Source organism: Streptomyces sp. NPDC008001, assembly GCF_042958085.1.
Classification (GTDB): domain Bacteria; phylum Actinomycetota; class Actinomycetes; order Streptomycetales; family Streptomycetaceae; genus Streptomyces.
In genome coordinates this window covers 514,988-529,217 of the sequence record NZ_JBIBIZ010000006.1, presented here as the reverse complement: position 1 = coordinate 529,217, position 14,230 = coordinate 514,988, and the positions used below count along the sequence as shown (strand labels likewise).

Annotated in this window: 15 protein-coding genes; 7 read left to right on the top strand and 8 right to left on the bottom strand. The window is 70.8% G+C overall.

All coding sequences use genetic code 11. From position 1 onward, the window contains the following. Nucleotides 1-57: 57 nt before the first annotated feature. Nucleotides 58-231, top strand: coding sequence for a hypothetical protein (locus ACFZCD_RS19090; protein WP_235490236.1), 174 nt, complete (start codon nt 58-60; stop codon nt 229-231). Between the two features lie 192 nt (nt 232-423). Here ACFZCD_RS19090 and ACFZCD_RS19085 read toward each other — a convergent pair whose 3' ends face one another. Further along, complete coding sequence (locus ACFZCD_RS19085) at nt 424-804, bottom strand: metal-sensitive transcriptional regulator (RefSeq protein ID WP_391832198.1); 381 nt, start codon at nt 802-804, stop codon at nt 424-426. 252 nt (nt 805-1,056) lie between these two features. Between ACFZCD_RS19085 and ACFZCD_RS19080 the strand changes: the two genes are divergently transcribed. Both ACFZCD_RS19080 and ACFZCD_RS19075 read left to right on the top strand, forming a co-directional pair. Next, nucleotides 1,057-1,677, top strand: a complete 621-nt coding sequence (locus ACFZCD_RS19080; protein WP_087926880.1) for a DUF47 domain-containing protein — start codon at nt 1,057-1,059, stop codon at nt 1,675-1,677. 6 nt (nt 1,678-1,683) lie between these two features. Then, nucleotides 1,684-2,682 carry an anion permease gene (locus ACFZCD_RS19075; RefSeq protein WP_391832196.1) on the top strand — a complete coding sequence of 333 codons (999 nt, stop codon included), beginning with the start codon at nt 1,684-1,686 and terminating at the stop codon, nt 2,680-2,682. Between the two features lie 159 nt (nt 2,683-2,841). Here ACFZCD_RS19075 and pstB read toward each other — a convergent pair whose 3' ends face one another. From pstB to pstS, 4 genes are all read right to left on the bottom strand, one after another. Next, entirely contained in the window at nt 2,842-3,621 is a 780-nt protein-coding gene (pstB, locus tag ACFZCD_RS19070) for a phosphate ABC transporter ATP-binding protein PstB (protein WP_391832194.1), read from the bottom strand. Between the two features lie 32 nt (nt 3,622-3,653). After that, the gene (gene pstA / locus ACFZCD_RS19065) at nt 3,654-4,739 is read right to left on the bottom strand and encodes a phosphate ABC transporter permease PstA (protein ID WP_391832192.1); all 1,086 of its coding nucleotides are present in this window, start codon (nt 4,737-4,739) and stop codon (nt 3,654-3,656) included. Then, complete coding sequence (gene pstC, locus ACFZCD_RS19060; protein WP_391832190.1) at nt 4,736-5,707, bottom strand: phosphate ABC transporter permease subunit PstC; 972 nt, start codon at nt 5,705-5,707, stop codon at nt 4,736-4,738. The genes pstA and pstC overlap by 4 nt, the downstream gene beginning before the upstream one ends. A gap of 236 nt (nt 5,708-5,943) precedes the next feature. Then, nucleotides 5,944-7,074 (bottom strand): phosphate ABC transporter substrate-binding protein PstS, encoded by a 1,131-nt coding sequence (gene pstS / locus ACFZCD_RS19055; RefSeq protein ID WP_391832188.1) that lies wholly within the window; start codon nt 7,072-7,074, stop codon nt 5,944-5,946. Between the two features lie 439 nt (nt 7,075-7,513). Between pstS and ACFZCD_RS19050 the strand changes: the two genes are divergently transcribed. Next, entirely contained in the window at nt 7,514-8,587 is a 1,074-nt protein-coding gene (locus ACFZCD_RS19050; protein WP_391832186.1) for an NlpC/P60 family protein, read from the top strand. Nucleotides 8,588-8,876: 289 nt separating this feature from the next. After that, entirely contained in the window at nt 8,877-10,202 is a 1,326-nt protein-coding gene (locus ACFZCD_RS19045; protein ID WP_391832184.1) for a PP2C family protein-serine/threonine phosphatase, read from the top strand. A 76-nt stretch (nt 10,203-10,278) separates the two neighbouring features. Here the strand turns inward: ACFZCD_RS19045 and ACFZCD_RS19040 are convergent, their stop codons facing one another. The 3 genes from ACFZCD_RS19040 to ACFZCD_RS19030 form a co-directional block, all read right to left on the bottom strand. After that, nucleotides 10,279-10,599 (bottom strand): DUF2516 family protein, encoded by a 321-nt coding sequence (locus tag ACFZCD_RS19040; RefSeq protein ID WP_391832288.1) that lies wholly within the window; start codon nt 10,597-10,599, stop codon nt 10,279-10,281. Between the two features lie 178 nt (nt 10,600-10,777). Continuing rightward, entirely contained in the window at nt 10,778-11,386 is a 609-nt protein-coding gene (locus ACFZCD_RS19035) for a hypothetical protein (RefSeq protein ID WP_391832182.1), read from the bottom strand. Nucleotides 11,387-11,404: 18 nt separating this feature from the next. Further along, entirely contained in the window at nt 11,405-11,782 is a 378-nt protein-coding gene (locus ACFZCD_RS19030) for a helix-turn-helix domain-containing protein (RefSeq protein WP_058045683.1), read from the bottom strand. 168 nt (nt 11,783-11,950) lie between these two features. Here ACFZCD_RS19030 and ACFZCD_RS19025 point away from each other — a divergent pair, with 168 nt between their 5' ends. Then, complete coding sequence (locus ACFZCD_RS19025; RefSeq protein WP_391832180.1) at nt 11,951-13,489, top strand: hypothetical protein; 1,539 nt, start codon at nt 11,951-11,953, stop codon at nt 13,487-13,489. Nucleotides 13,490-13,569: 80 nt separating this feature from the next. Further along, a complete protein-coding gene (locus tag ACFZCD_RS19020) occupies nt 13,570-14,184 on the top strand; it encodes a dihydrofolate reductase family protein (RefSeq protein WP_391832178.1) in 615 nt (204 codons plus the stop codon). The last annotated feature ends 46 nt before the right edge of the window (nt 14,185-14,230 follow it).

The window sequence follows — 14,230 nt, the reverse complement described above, 5'->3', positions numbered from 1 at the left end:
GAGGAACGAAAGCCGTAGACCCAGACCTGAGGCGAAAGACCCGAGGAGGTGAATCACGTGGTTTCGCGGCGCGGTTCGTCCGGCGGGCCGGATCCCGTGGCCCTCATCGAGATCGATCTCTACGGTGATCTGATGATCGCCGCTTCCAGTGCGGATGAGGATCGGCTGAGCGCCGATCGCATCGACGAGGTTTTGCGTGTCGTCCCGGCCGGGGGGAAGGGCGAGGACTGAGGGTCCCGGTGCCTTCGGCACGCCCCTCCGGCCACCGCCGGGAGATCCCCCGGCCCCTTTTGTCGTGGTTGTTCGTCGCGGTGGCGGCAGAAATGCCTTCCGGCTGCGCCGGTTCTCCCTCCGCCGCCCGGACGGCCCGCCCGGACCGCTACGTGCGCAGGTCCGGACCGTAATGTGTGCAGGTCCGGACCGTTACGTGCGCAGCAGGCGCGCGATGGCCGCGCTCGCCTCCGCCACCTTCGCGTCGATCTCGTCGCCGCCCTTGACCGCCGCCTGGGCGACGCAGTGCCGCAGGTGCTCCTGCAGGAGCTGCAGGGCGAAGGACTGCAGGGCCTTCGTGCTCGCGGAGACCTGCGTGAGTATGTCGATGCAGTAGACGTCTTCTTCGACCATGCGCTGCAGGCCGCGGATCTGGCCCTCGATCCGGCGCAGGCGCTTGAGGTGCTGGTCCTTCTGCTCGCTGTAGCCGTGGGGGCCGGCCGGGGAGGCGGCCTCGCCGTGGCAGGCCGCGGCCGCGCCGGAGGCCGCCGCCGCATCGTCGCCGCTGGTCAGCGGGGCTTCCGTGGTCGTCATGGCGTCCGTCCTCCTGCTGTCCGGCTGCGGCCCGGGTCCGCCCGCGGGTCCGCCCGGGGAGTTTGCGGGGATTACCTACCCGCTTGCATACCCCTGGAGGGTATATGGTACAGAATTTTGCCCGCGGCGGCGGTACCTGGCTTCATGAGCACTCTGCCCGATGGGCGACACTGAGGGAATGCCAGTTAGCTGTGGCTGGATGATGCGCCTAGCATCAACGAGACCGAATCCGTTGCACCCCGAGGATCCCACGTGCGCTTTCGTCTGACCCCCAGGGAGACGAGCTTCTACGACATGTTCGCCGCCTCCGCGGACAACATCGTCACGGGCTCCAAGCTCCTGATGGAACTGCTCGGAGCGGACACGTCCGCCCGGGCCGAGATCGCCGAACGGATGCGCGCAGCGGAGCACGCGGGGGACGATGCTACGCACGCGATCTTCCACCAGCTGAACTCGTCCTTCATCACGCCGTTCGACCGCGAGGACATCTACACCCTCGCCGGCTCGCTCGACGACATCATGGACTTCATGGAGGAGGCCGTCGACCTGGTCGTCCTGTACCAGATCGAGGAGCTCCCGAAGGGCGTCGAGCAGCAGATCGAGGTCCTCGCGCGGGCCGCCGAGCTGACCGCCGAGGCCATGCCGAACCTCCGCACCATGACCAACCTCACGGAGTACTGGATCGAGGTGAACCGTCTGGAGAACCAGGCGGACCAGATCCACCGCAAGCTCCTGGCCCAGCTCTTCAACGGCAAGTACGACGCCATCGAGGTGCTGAAGCTGAAGCAGATCGTGGACGTGCTGGAAGAGGCGGCCGATGCTTTCGAGCACGTCGCCAACACGGTCGAGACCATCGCGGTCAAGGAGTCCTGACCCCCGGTGGACACCTTTGCTCTCGTCGTGACCATCGGGGTCGCGCTCGGCTTCACCTATACCAACGGCTTTCACGACTCCGCGAACGCCATCGCGACCTCGGTGTCCACCCGGGCGCTGACCCCCCGCGCGGCCCTCGCGATGGCGGCCGTGATGAACCTCGCCGGTGCCTTCCTGGGCAGCGGCGTGGCCAAGACGGTCAGCGAAGGCCTGATCGAATCGCCGGTCGGCGACAAGGGGATGGGCATCCTCTTCGCCGCCCTGATCGGCGCGATCGCCTGGAACCTGATCACCTGGTACTACGGCCTGCCGTCGTCCTCCTCGCACGCCCTGTTCGGCGGCATGGTGGGCGCGGCGCTCGCGGGCGGCACCGGCGTCATCTGGTCGGGTGTCGTCGAGAAGATCGTCATTCCGATGTTCCTCTCGCCGTTCGTCGGCCTGATCCTCGGCTATCTGGTGATGGTCGCGATCATGTGGATGTTCCGGCGGTCCAACCCGCACAAGGCCAAGCGCGGCTTCCGGATCGCCCAGACGGTCTCGGCCGCGGGCATGGCGCTCGGCCACGGTCTGCAGGACGCCCAGAAGACCATGGGCATCGTGATGATGGCCCTGGTCATCGGCGACGTGCAGACGAAGGGCGACGCCATCCCGGTCTGGGTCAAGCTCGCTTGCGCGATCATGCTCTCGCTCGGTACGTACGCGGGTGGCTGGCGCATCATGCGCACGCTCGGCCGCAAGATCATCGAGCTGGACCCGCCGCAGGGCTTCGCGGCCGAGACCACCGGTGCGTCGGTCATGTTCACGACGGCGTTCATGTTCCACGCGCCGATCTCCACCACGCACGTGATCACCTCGGCGATCATGGGTGTCGGTGCGACCAAGCGGGTGAACGCGGTCCGCTGGGGCGTCGCGAAGAACATCATCCTGGGCTGGTTCATCACGATGCCGGCCGCGGCCCTGGTCGCCGCGCTGGCCTACTGGGTGGTCAACCTCGCGTTCGGCTGATCCCGGACCGCCCACGGAGTAGGGCCCGCCCCCTGGTACGAGCAGGGGGCGGGCCCTTTGCCTTGCGGCGGCACCGCCATGCAGCGCCGCAAGGCGGTCTTGCGGCGGCGCCGGCCGGATTACGGGGCGCCGCGCCGTTTCCGGATGCGGCCGTGGTCCTTATCCGAACCGGCCCGAGATGTAGTCCTCCGTGGCCTGGACCGACGGGTTCGAGAAGATCCTCGCCGTGTCGTCGATCTCGACGAGCCGGCCCGGCTGGCCGACGCCCGCCAGGTTGAAGAACGCCGTGCGGTCGGAGACCCGCGCCGCCTGCTGCATGTTGTGCGTGACGATCACGATCGTGAAGCGCTCCTTCAGCTCCCCGATCAGGTCCTCCACGGCGAGCGTCGAGATCGGGTCGAGCGCCGAGCAGGGCTCGTCCATCAGCAGGACCTGCGGCTCCACCGCGATCGCGCGGGCTATGCACAGCCGCTGCTGCTGACCGCCGGAGAGGCCCGCTCCCGGCTTGTTCAGCCGGTCCTTGACCTCCTTCCAGAGGTTCGCGCCCTTGAGGGACTTCTCCACGATCGCGTCCAGCTCCGCCTTGCGGAGCCGGCCGCCGTTGAGGCGCACGCCGGCCACGACGTTCTCGTAGATCGACATGGTCGGGAACGGGTTCGGGCGCTGGAAGACCATGCCGACCGTGCGGCGCACGGAGACCGGGTCGACGCCGGCACCGTAGAGGTTCTCGTCGTCCAGCATCACCTTGCCCTCGACGCGGCCGCCGGGGGTGACCTCGTGCATCCGGTTCAGGGTGCGCAGGAAGGTGGACTTGCCGCAGCCGGAGGGGCCGATGAAGGCGGTCACGGAGCGGGGCTCGACGGTCATCGAGATGTCGTCGATGGCCTTGTGGGTGCCGTAGTAGGCGGAGAGGCCGCCGACGTCGATGCGCTTGGCCATGGGGATCACTACTTTCGGGAAATCGAACCGCGTCAGCGGCCGGCCTTGGGGGCCTTCCAGCGGGCGATGCCGCGGGCCACCAAGTTGAGGATCATGACGAAGGCGATGAGGACGAGCGCCGCCGCCCAGGCGCGGGCGTAGCTGGCGTCGTTGCCGGCCGCCCACTGCTCGTAGATGTAGTACGGCAGGGAGGACTGGGCGCCTTCGAAGGGGTTGTTGTTGATCACCTGGGAGCCGAAGACCAGCAGGACGATCGGGGCGGACTCACCGGCGATGCGGGCGATGGCGAGCGTGACGCCGGTGGCGATGCCGCCGATGGCCGTGGGCAGGACGACCTTGAGGATCGTGCGCCACTTCGGCACGCCCAGCGCCAGCGAGGCCTCGCGCAGCTCGTTGGGGACGAGCTTGAGCATCTCCTCGGTCGAGCGGACGACGACCGGCATCATCAGGATCGCCAGGGCCATGGCCCCGGCGAAGCCGGAGTAGCCGAAGTCCAGCATGAGGATCCAGAAGCTCAGGATGAACAGGCCCGCGACGATCGACGGGATGCCCGTCATGACGTCCACGAAGAACGTCACCGCCTTCGCCAGCCGGCCCCGGCCGTACTCGACCAGGTAGATCGCCGTCAGCAGGCCGACGGGGGCCGCGATGGCGGTGGCGATGCCGACCTGCTCCAGGGTGCCGATGATCGCGTGGTAGACGCCGCCACCGGGCTGGACGGTGAGCACGCCGGCCATGGAGTGGGAGAGGAAGTTCCCGTCGAGGACCTTCACGCCGCGGTCGACGGTCTCCCAGACCAGGGAGACCAGCGGTACGACGGCGAGCAGGAAGCAGACCCAGACGAGGCTGGTGGCCAGCCGGTCCTTGGCCTGGCGGCGGCCCTCGACGCGGGCCGCGAGGGCGTACATCACGATGACGAAGAGGCCGGCGGCTATCAGGCCCCACTGGATCCGGCTGCTCAGCCCGGCGCCCAGGCCGGTCCCGCAGCCCGCGGCGGCGGCCACCGCGGCGACGGCGGCCGGGGCCCAGCGCGGCAGGCGCGGCTGGTGCAGCGAGACGGGCCGCGGCTGCGGGGCGCCGCCGGCGACCAGCGGCTTGTCGATGGTCACGTCGCTCACGATGTGTACTCCTTGCGACGTGCGATGATCATCCGGGCCGCGCCGTTGACCAGCAGGGTCAGGACGAAGAGGACGAGGCCGGAGGCGATCAGGGCGTCCTTGCCGATCTCACCGGACTCCTTGAAGCTGCTCGCGATGTTCTGCGCGAACGTGCCGCCGCCCGGGTCCAGCAGGCTCTTGCCGATGGTGAAGCTGGGGGAGAGGACGGTCGCGACGGCCATCGTCTCGCCGAGGGCGCGGCCGAGGCCGAGCATCGAGGCGCTGATGACTCCGGAGCGGCCGAAGGGGAGGACGGACATCCGGATGACTTCCCAGCGGGTGGCGCCGAGCGCGAGCGCGGCCTCCTCGTGCGTCTTCGGGGCCTGCAGGAAGACCTCGCGGCTGACGCTGGTGACGATCGGCAGGATCATGATCGCCAGCAGGATGCCGATGGTGAAGAGCGAGCGGGCGGCGCCGTCGTGGTACGCGAAGATGCCCGTCCAGCCGAGGTAGTCGTTCATCCAGGCGTAGAGGCCGCTGAGGTGCGGCACCAGGAAGAGGGCGCCCCACAGACCGTAGACGATGGACGGCACGGCGGCGAGCAGGTCGATCACGTACGAGAGCGGGGACGCGAGCCGGCGCGGCGCGTAGTGCGAGATGAAGAGCGCGACGCCGATGGCCACGGGCACCGCGATGACCATCGCGATCAGCGAGCTGACGATCGTGCCGAAGGCCAGGACGGCGATGCCGAAGACCGGCGGAGTGGCGTTGGCGCTCCACTCGAAGGTGGTGAAGAAGTTGCCGTGGTTGTGCGAGAGGGCGTTGGTCGCCCGGACGGTGAGGAAGGCCGCGATCGCGGCCATGATCACCAGAAGCAGGAGGCCGGAGCCGCGGGAGAGGGCGAGGAAGATCCGGTCGCCCGGGCGGGCGGCCGTCCTGGCCTTCTGCACCGGAGGGCTGCTGTCGGCGGTGGGGCTGGCTGTGTCCATGGGGATTTCTCCGGTCTGCGGGGCCGTCTCCCGGCGGGGGACGCGGCTCCTCGTGCGGCGGTGCACCGGATGGGTGCGGCTGGACTCCGGGGCGCGGCCCTGGGCCTTCGGCCCCCGCGCGGCCGGTCCGGGCCGGGGTCACGGGCGGGCCCGCCGGTCCGGCCGGACGGTGCCCCGGCTCCGCGGGGTCCGCGGGGGGCTCGGGGCCCGGTCCGGCCGGTGGAGTCCGGTCGCGGTTACGACAGGCTCGCGACCGTCTCGCGGACCTTGGTGGCGATCTCGGAGGGCAGCGGGGCGTAGCCGAGGTCCTTCAGGACCGCCTGGCCGTCCGTGCTCGCGATGTAGGTGAGGAAGGACTTGACTGCGGGGAGGGTCTCGGCCTTGTTGCCCTGGTCACCGGCGATCTCGTACGTGACCAGGGTGATCGGGTAGGCGCCCTCGGCCTTGGTGGTGTAGTTGAGCTTCAGGGCGAGGTCCTTGCCGGTGCCGGCGACCTTCGCCTCGGCGATGGCCTTGGAGGCGTTGTCCGGGGTGGCCTCGACCGGGGCGGAGGCGCCGGTGTTGAGCTTCACCGTCTTGATCGAGCTGGCCGTGGCGTAGGACAGCTCGAAGTAGGAGATGGCGCCCGAGGTCTGCTTGACCTGCGAGGACACACCGGCGGAACCGTCGGCCGACTGGCCGCCCTTGGCCTTCCAGGCCTTCGCGGGCTCGTACGGCCACGACTTGTCGGCGGCGGCCTTGAGGTACTTGGTGAAGTTGTCCGTGGTGCCGGACTCGTCCGAGCGGTGGAACGCCTGGATCTTGAGGTCGGGGAGCTTGGCGTCCGGGTTGAGCTTCTTGATCGCGTCGTCGTTCCACTTCTCGATCTTCGAGTCGAAGATCTTGGCGAGGGTGTCCGCGTCCAGGACGAGGCTGTCGACGCCGGGGACGTTGTAGCCGACCGCGATCGGGCCGCCGACCATGGGCAGGTTGATGCCCTGGCCGCCCTTGACGACCTCCTTGGACTTGGCGACCTCTTCCGGCTTCAGCGCCGAGTCGGAGCCCGCGAAGGCGGTCTTGCCCTGCAGGAACTCCTGGATGCCCGCGCCCGAGCCGGTGGGCTTGTAGTTGATCTGGATGTCCTTGCAGGCCGCCATGAAGTTCTTGACCCACAGGTCCATGGCGTTCTTCTGGGCGGACGAGCCCGAGGCCAGGAGCTGGCCCTTGCCCTCGCACTTGATGTTGCCCGCGGCCTTGGTGGAGCCGCCGCCGGTGGAACCACCACCGCTGTTGTCGTCCGAACCGCACGCCGTGAGGACCAGGGCGCCGGAGACGGCGATGGCGCCGAGAGCGACGGCGCGGAGCCGGTTCTTGCGCTGAAGCTTCACTTTCGGGTGTTCCTTCCGGGAGCCGCCGCTGGGGCGGCGTGCGAGAGGTGACTGGTGCGGACTCCTGCCCGCACCCTTCTATCGGTGAAATTAGGCAGATCAGGTGAAGCGGTCGATGGGGCAGAGTGAACGGAGGGTGAACCTCACCCATCAGGGTGGTGGCCCCGGAAGAGATCTTGAAACCGGCCGGGAAGGGACGGCATCCGGCCGGTGTGGCCGGTCCGCTGCGGTCCCGCGGCCGCCCTGATCACCTTCCGGCCGCGTCTGCGCCGGTCAGGAGCTTGCCCCCGCCGAGTGTGACGCAGATCTCTGTCGGTTTACGGGGTGCCGTGGCAGCATCCCTTCCTCGCGTGACGGTATGTCAGACGTGGGGGCGTAGCCGCGGAGGTGGCCTGTGGGGCGGAACGGCTGGAGTGCGGACGCTGAGAACGCTGGGAGCATGGCGGGCGGCAGGGGTGAGGGCTGCGGAGGCAAGCGCGTGATCTCGGTGACCGCATTGATATGCGTACTGGCCGTGGCCGGGGTGGTGGTCACCATGCCCGGCACGGCGTATGCGGAACCCAAGCCACCGCGCACGCTGGAGGAGGTCCACCAGGAGGTGGAGGGCCTCTACCGGCAGGCCGAGGCCGCCACGGACGCCTACAACGCGGCCGACGAGGCCCAGCGCCGCCAGGAGCGGTCGATCGCCGAGATCGCGAAGTCCGCGGCCGCCGCCCAGGAGCGGATGAACCGCCTCAAGAGCCAGGCCGGCTCCCTGGCCCGCGCCCAGTACCGCGACAACAGCATGCCGCCCCAGATCCGGCTCCTCCTCTCCGGCTCCCCCGAGAGCTTCTTCGACGGCGTCGCCCTCACCCACAAGGGGCAGGCGGCGACGCGCGGGCTGATCACCGAGGTCGCCGCCGTCCAGAAGGCCCTCGACGGCTACGCCAAGGCCGCCGGCGAGCGCTGGAAGACCCTCGACGGCGAGCGCCGCAAGAAGGAGGGCGCGAAGAAGGAGATCGAGGCGAAGCTCGCGGCCGCCAAGGAGCTGGAGTCGAAGCTGGAGGAGAAGGAGCGGGAGCGGCTGCGCCTGCTGGAGGAGGAGCGGGCCCGCCAGGCGCAGCAGAAGTGGCTCGCCTCGGAGGCGGTGAAGGGTGCCGGGCTCAAGGGCTCGGGCGCGGCCACCGCCGACGGCAGCCGCGCGGTCGGCTTCGCGACGGCCCAGATCGGCAAGAACTACGTGTGGGGCGCGGAGGGGCCGGACGCGTACGACTGCTCCGGGCTGACGCTCAGGGCCTGGGCGGCCGCGGGCCGCGCGATCCCGCGCACCTCGCAGGACCAGTGGCGCCTGCTGCCGAAGGTGGACCTCAAGGACATGCGGCCGGGCGACCTGATCATCTATTTCGCCGACGCGAGCCACGTCGGGATGTACGTGGGCGACGGCGCGATCGTGCACGCGCCGCGGCCGGGCCGCCAGGTGACGATCGCGGGGGCGGGGTCGATGCCGGTGCTGGGGGTCGTCCGGCCGGGGTGACGGTGCCGCGCGCGGGGCGGTGTCCGCGGGGTGGCGTCCGCGGGTGTGACGCAGGTCGCACGGCGGGGCCCCCGTCGGGGTGATGTTTGTCATCGGGTGTTTCTCCCCTCGCGCGCCAAATGCCGCTCCGGCTAGGGCATATGACAGCGGCGAGTGGCTCCGCTCCATTCCGTTCGACCGTGCCCTGCCGCTAGGGTCGCGTTCGGCACCCCGCCGTTCGGCCGGGTGCTGTGCCTCAGGGGGCGGAGGCACCCCCGGCGCTTGCCGGGGGAGGAAGGAAACCGAAGACATGTCCGTACCCGTGCCGAGGTCCGCGGAGCCGGTGCCCGCGTCGCCCGACACCGGGCTCAACCTCCTGGTGATCGAAGGCGACCCCGGCGGGCCGCTCTCGATGCCGGACATCACCGAGATGTCGGGGGCCGTGGGCAGTCCCGTCCGGATCCGCACCGCCCGCAACCTCACCGAGGCCGAGCGCCTCCTCACCGACGACGTCCACTGCATCCTCCTCGACCTCGCGGACGCCGGAGCGACCGGCGGCCCGGCCGGCGGCACGCCGCGGGCGGGCGACCGCCCCGACGAGCTGGACACGCTGCGCCAGGTGCTGCGCCTCGCCCCGCACCACGCCGTGCTCGCGCTGACCGCCGAGGCGGACACCGAGCGCGCCGCCGAAGCCGTACGGGTCGGCGCCCAGGACTACCTTTCCCGCGACGAGCTCGACGGGCGGGTCCTCAGCCGGGCCATCCGCTACGCCGTCGAGCGCAAGCGCGCCGACCTCACCCAGCGGCAGCTCACCGAGTCCCGGCTGCGCGCCCAGGAGAACGCCCGCCTGGAGCGCGGCCTGCTGCCCACCCCGCTGCTCGCCGGCTCCGGCCTGCGCTTCGCCGCCCGCTACCGGCCCGGCCGCAGCCGCGCCCTGCTCGGCGGCGACTTCTACGACATGGTCCGGACGCCCGACGGCACCGTCCACGCGATGATCGGCGACGTCAGCGGCCACGGCCCCGACGAGGCCGCCCTCGGCGTCGAGCTCCGCATCGCCTGGCGGGCCCTGACCTTCGCCGGGCTCTGCGGCGACGAGCTGCTCGCCACCCTCCAGCAGGTGCTGGAGCACGAGCGCGCCGACGACGAGACCTTCGCGACGCTGTGCGCCGTCGACATATCGGCGGACGGGCGCCGCGCGGGCCTCAGCCTCGCCGGCCACCCCGCCCCGCTGCTCGTCCGTCCCGGACGGGACCCGCACCTGCTGCCCCAGGAGGACGGCGGCCCCGCGCTCGGCCTGCTCCGGCGCGCCCGCTGGCCGCGCCGCCAGGTCGAACTCGGCGGCCTGTGGAGCCTGCTGATGTACACGGACGGGCTGATCGAGGGCAGGATCGGTGCCGGTGCGCGGCGCCTGGGCCAGGAGGGCATGGTCGAACTGATCAGCCGCCGGCTCGCGGAGGGGCTGCGCGGCGAGGAGCTCCTGGACGCGACGGTCGCCGAGGTGCAGGCCCTCAACGGCGGGGACCTGACGGACGACCTCGCCGTGCTGCTGCTCGACCGGGGCGGCCGGGCTCCCGCTGAGAGCGCCCGGCCGCACTGGCCGGCCGGGCGGGCGGCCGCACGACCGGTACGGACGTGAGCGGCGGGCCCTGTCCACCGGGCGTGCTCCGGCGTTCTCGGATGCCCGCCGGGCATCCTTCGCGGGGCCTCCGGCGTCAGCGGCGGCCGTTGTACGGCCCGTAGGGGCCGTCCGAGCTGGATCCGCCGCCGCGGCGGCGGGGGCCGCGGCCGCCCGAGACCTGCTTGAGCGCGGGCCGGACGTCCACGACGTAGACGATCGTGGCGACCAGGCCGAGGAGCGGCAGGAAGCTCATGATGCCCATGAACAGGTTCAGGGCGACGGCGACGCCGAGGATGATCAGCCAGAAGGGCTTGGTCTGTTTGTCCGCGGCGCGGTAGGCGTCCTCGCGGTGGACGGCCGCGTTGACGAACGCGAACAGGCTGAAGAGCAGCAGGCCGACCGACACCCAGTACATGACTTCGCCGAAGGCTTCCAGCAGCACGTCGCCCACCTCGCGGATTACCTCCGCCTGAGCGGAGTGCTCTCTTCCGGCCCGTTCCGTTCCCGGCCTTTTCCGTCCGTCACCGTACCCGGAGAACGGGCCGGGCACGCGAAATGTGCCCGGCCCGTCCGCAGGGGCCCGTGAGCTGCGGTTACTCGCCGGTCTTGTCGTCGGCCTTCTTGGTGGCGGCCGTCTTCTTGGCGGCGGGCTTGCGGGCGGCGGCGGTCTTGTCGTCGGCCGCCGTGCCCTCGGCCGGCTTGTCCTCGGCGGCCTTGCCGTTGTCCGCCTTGGCCTCGGTGGCCTTCTCGTCCGCCGGCTTGCCGCTCTCCGGCTCCGGCTCGATGGCCACGGCGATGTCCTGGAACTCGTCGGCGGCCTCGCCGCGCCACTGCCGCACGGCCACCCGGCCGCGCTCGGCCAGCTTCTCGAACTGCTCACCGGCGGCCGCCACGTAACCCACGGCCTGGCCGACGCCCTTGAGGGCGAGGTCCTGCGCGGTCTGGCCGAAGTTCTTCACGTCGCTGTCGAGGGTGCCGACGACCTCGTTGAACTTCGCGGTCAGGGTGGCCTGCGCCTCCTTGGCCTGCTGCTTCGCCCGCTCGCCCACGACCTTGGGGTCGGCCTTCTTCAGCTTTTCGAGGCGCTCGGGGGCCTCGGTGATGAACTGCCCGAGCTTCTCCGCGGTGAGGTCCGCGGCGCCGGCCGCGGCGTAGGCCGTGTCGGTGGCGGCGGTGAGGACGTCCTGCTTGGTGATGGCCATGACGATGGTTCTCCCGGGTCAGCTGGAAGGTTTGCTGGCGTCGTCCGTAGCGAGCCCGTTCTCCTTGCGGAAGGACTCGTAGATCTGCAGCAGCACCTGCTTCTGCTGCTCGTTGATCGAGGGGTCGGCGAGGATCACACTGCGGACCTCCGCCTCGTCCCGGTCCCGCTCGTCGAGGATCCCGGCCTGCACGTACAAGGTCTCGGCGGAGATCCGCAGCGCCTTCGCGAGCTGCTGCAGGATCTCGGCGCTCGGCTTCCGCAGGCCGCGCTCGATCTGGCTGAGATACGGGTTGGACACTCCGGCGGCATCGGCGAGCTGCCGCAAGGTGAGCTGCGCATTGCGCCGCTGCTCGCGCAGATACTCGCCGAGATTGCCGACGTTGAGTGAAGCCATGCTCCGATGCTGCCCCACGTTGCTAACTTTTGCAAGCAGCTGCTTGCAAAAGTGTTCTCGGTGTCGTGGGGCCGCGCGCCGGGCGCGCACCGTTCTTGGAGATTCGGTATGTACTTCACATAGTGTGCTGAAGTGACTGTGGCCTCTACTACCTCATCTCGTACCGCCGTGCCGGTCATACCCGGCCTCTCCGCCGGCCGTGTCCGCTGGATGCGTGCGGCCGGGTGGGTGCCGCCGGTCCTGGCGCTCTGCCTCGGGGTGTGGGGCAACACGAACGCCTCCGCATGGACCGACGAGATCGTCACCATCGACGTGGCACGGCGGTCCTGGCCGCAGATGACGGAGCTGCTGGGGCGGGTCGACGCGGTGCACGGTCTGCACTACGTGCTGATGTACCTGGTCGGGCAGCTGAACGGCGGGCTCAACGAGTTCACCGCGCGGGTGCCCTCCGCGATGGCGGTGGCCGTCGCGGCGGCCGGCCTCACCTGGCTGGGACGGCTGCTCGGCGGTCCGCGCCTCGGGCTGTGCGCCGGGCTGCTCCTCGCCGTTCTGCCGACCGCGTCGCGCTACGCGCAGGAGGCCCGCTCGTTCGCCTTCGTCATGGCGGTCGCGGTGCTGGCCACGTGCGCCTTGGTGAAGGCCCTGTCCGGTCGCGCCCAAGGCCGGTGGGCGGCCGGCTATGCCGTGCTGCTCGCCCTGCTGGGCTGGTTCAACCTGATGGGGCTGCTGCTGGTGGCCGCGCACGCGGTCACCGTGGCCCTCCGGCGCCCGGACCGCCGCACCGTCGTACGCCTGCTGACGGCCCAGGCCGCGGGCGTCGCCGCCGTCGTCCCGCTGCTGATCCTCAGCTCGGCCCAGAGCTCCGCCGTGGGCGAGGCGGCGCCGGTCACCGCCGGAACCCCGTTCAGCTACTTCACCTGGCTCCTCACCCCCGGCCAGGACACCCTCCCCACCGCGCTGAAGCTCCTGCTCACCCTCAGCGCCCTCAGCGCCCTCACCCTCCTCGCCGTACGCCGGCGCAAGGCCCCGCCTCTGGCCCTCGCGGTGGGCGTGCCCTGGCTGACCGTCCCCCCGCTGCTCCTGGCGGCCGTCTCGCTCGGCCACCCCCTCTTCGCCTACCGCTACCTGCTGTTCTGCCTGCCGGCCCTGGCCCTGCTGCTCGCGACGGCCGCCACCGTCGCCTCCCCGCGCCTGCAACTGCTGCTCGTGCTCCTGGCGGCCGTTCCCCTCGCCTCGTCCCACCAGGCCATACGCCAGGAGGACAGCCGCCCGTGGGACACCCGCGCCCTGATCAGGACCCTGCGCATCCACGACGCCCCCGGTGACGCCGTGCTCTTCAGCGGGGCCCGGTGCGGCCTGATCGCCACCGCCTTCAAAGAGGCCTTCATGCACCGCCCCGACCTGGGCAAGGCCCGGACGGCCGCCGCTGTCGGCGCACTGGACAACCTGCCCGCCGGCCCGGGCCTTCTGGAACAGCGCCTGACCCGCACGAACCGCGTCTGGCACATCACCTGCAACCACCTCTCCGGCGGCGCCCGCCAGGCCGCCGCCCGTACTGCCGCAGCGCAGGAACGGGCCCTCACCCGCGCCGGCTTCTCCCCGGCGTACCACCAGAGCGCCCGCGGCGTGGACATCACCCTCGTACAACGTCCCGCCACCGCCGGACAGCAGGCAGGGCGCTCGCCGGGGCCCGCGGTGCTTCACTGACATCAGCCACTGACATCAGCCACTGGACATCAGCTCTGATGCCGAGGGCGTCACCCGCGGACTGCGAAGGAGACAACCCGATGGGCAAGGTCATCACCGGCGCGACGATGTCCCTCGACGGCTACATCGCCGGACCGGACGAGAGCGGCTTCGACCTGCTGTTCCAGTGGTACGGCAACGGTGACGTCGAGATCCCGACGGCCGGTAGCAGCGCGCCGCCGATCCGCGTCTCCGCCGCGAGCGCCGCGCTGATCAAGCCGGAGTGGGAGAACACCGGCGCGCTGGTCGTCGGGCGGTACCTGTACGACCGGACGGGCGCCTGGGGCGGGCGTCACCCGATGGACGTGACCACCGTCGTGCTCACCCACCGGCGCCCGGACGACCGCCCCGAGGACGACGAGAACTTCGTCTTCGTCACCGACGGGATCGAGGCGGCGGTCGCCAGGGCGCGGGAGCTGGCCGGGGACAAGAACGTGGCGGTCAACGGCGGGCAGATGGCCCGCCAGTGCCTGGAGGCCGGCCTGCTCGACGAGGTCGGCGTCGAGCTGGTGCCGGTCGTCCTGGGCGCGGGGAAGACGCTGTTCGGCGAGCTCGGCGGCACGCCGGTGCGGTTCGAGGGGCCCACCCGGGTGGTCGAGGGCACGGGCGTCACCCACCTGCGTTACCGGGTCGCGAAACCGGCCGGCGACGAGTGACCTTCCGCTTCCGCGGCCGGGCCGGCGAGGCGCTCCTTGCCCCGGG

Coding starts and splice junctions, on each gene's coding strand:
- ACFZCD_RS19020 (WP_391832178.1), top strand. CDS start 13,570: ATGGGCAAGGTCATCACCGGCGCGACGATGTCCCTCGACGGCTACATC.
- ACFZCD_RS19085 (WP_391832198.1), bottom strand. CDS start 804: ATGACGACCACGGAAGCCCCGCTGACCAGCGGCGACGATGCGGCGGCG.
- pstB (WP_391832194.1), bottom strand. CDS start 3,621: ATGGCCAAGCGCATCGACGTCGGCGGCCTCTCCGCCTACTACGGCACC.
- ACFZCD_RS19030 (WP_058045683.1), bottom strand. CDS start 11,782: ATGGCTTCACTCAACGTCGGCAATCTCGGCGAGTATCTGCGCGAGCAG.
- ACFZCD_RS19040 (WP_391832288.1), bottom strand. CDS start 10,599: ATGTACTGGGTGTCGGTCGGCCTGCTGCTCTTCAGCCTGTTCGCGTTC.
- pstC (WP_391832190.1), bottom strand. CDS start 5,707: ATGGACACAGCCAGCCCCACCGCCGACAGCAGCCCTCCGGTGCAGAAG.
- ACFZCD_RS19050 (WP_391832186.1), top strand. CDS start 7,514: ATGGCGGGCGGCAGGGGTGAGGGCTGCGGAGGCAAGCGCGTGATCTCG.
- ACFZCD_RS19045 (WP_391832184.1), top strand. CDS start 8,877: ATGTCCGTACCCGTGCCGAGGTCCGCGGAGCCGGTGCCCGCGTCGCCC.
- ACFZCD_RS19035 (WP_391832182.1), bottom strand. CDS start 11,386: ATGGCCATCACCAAGCAGGACGTCCTCACCGCCGCCACCGACACGGCC.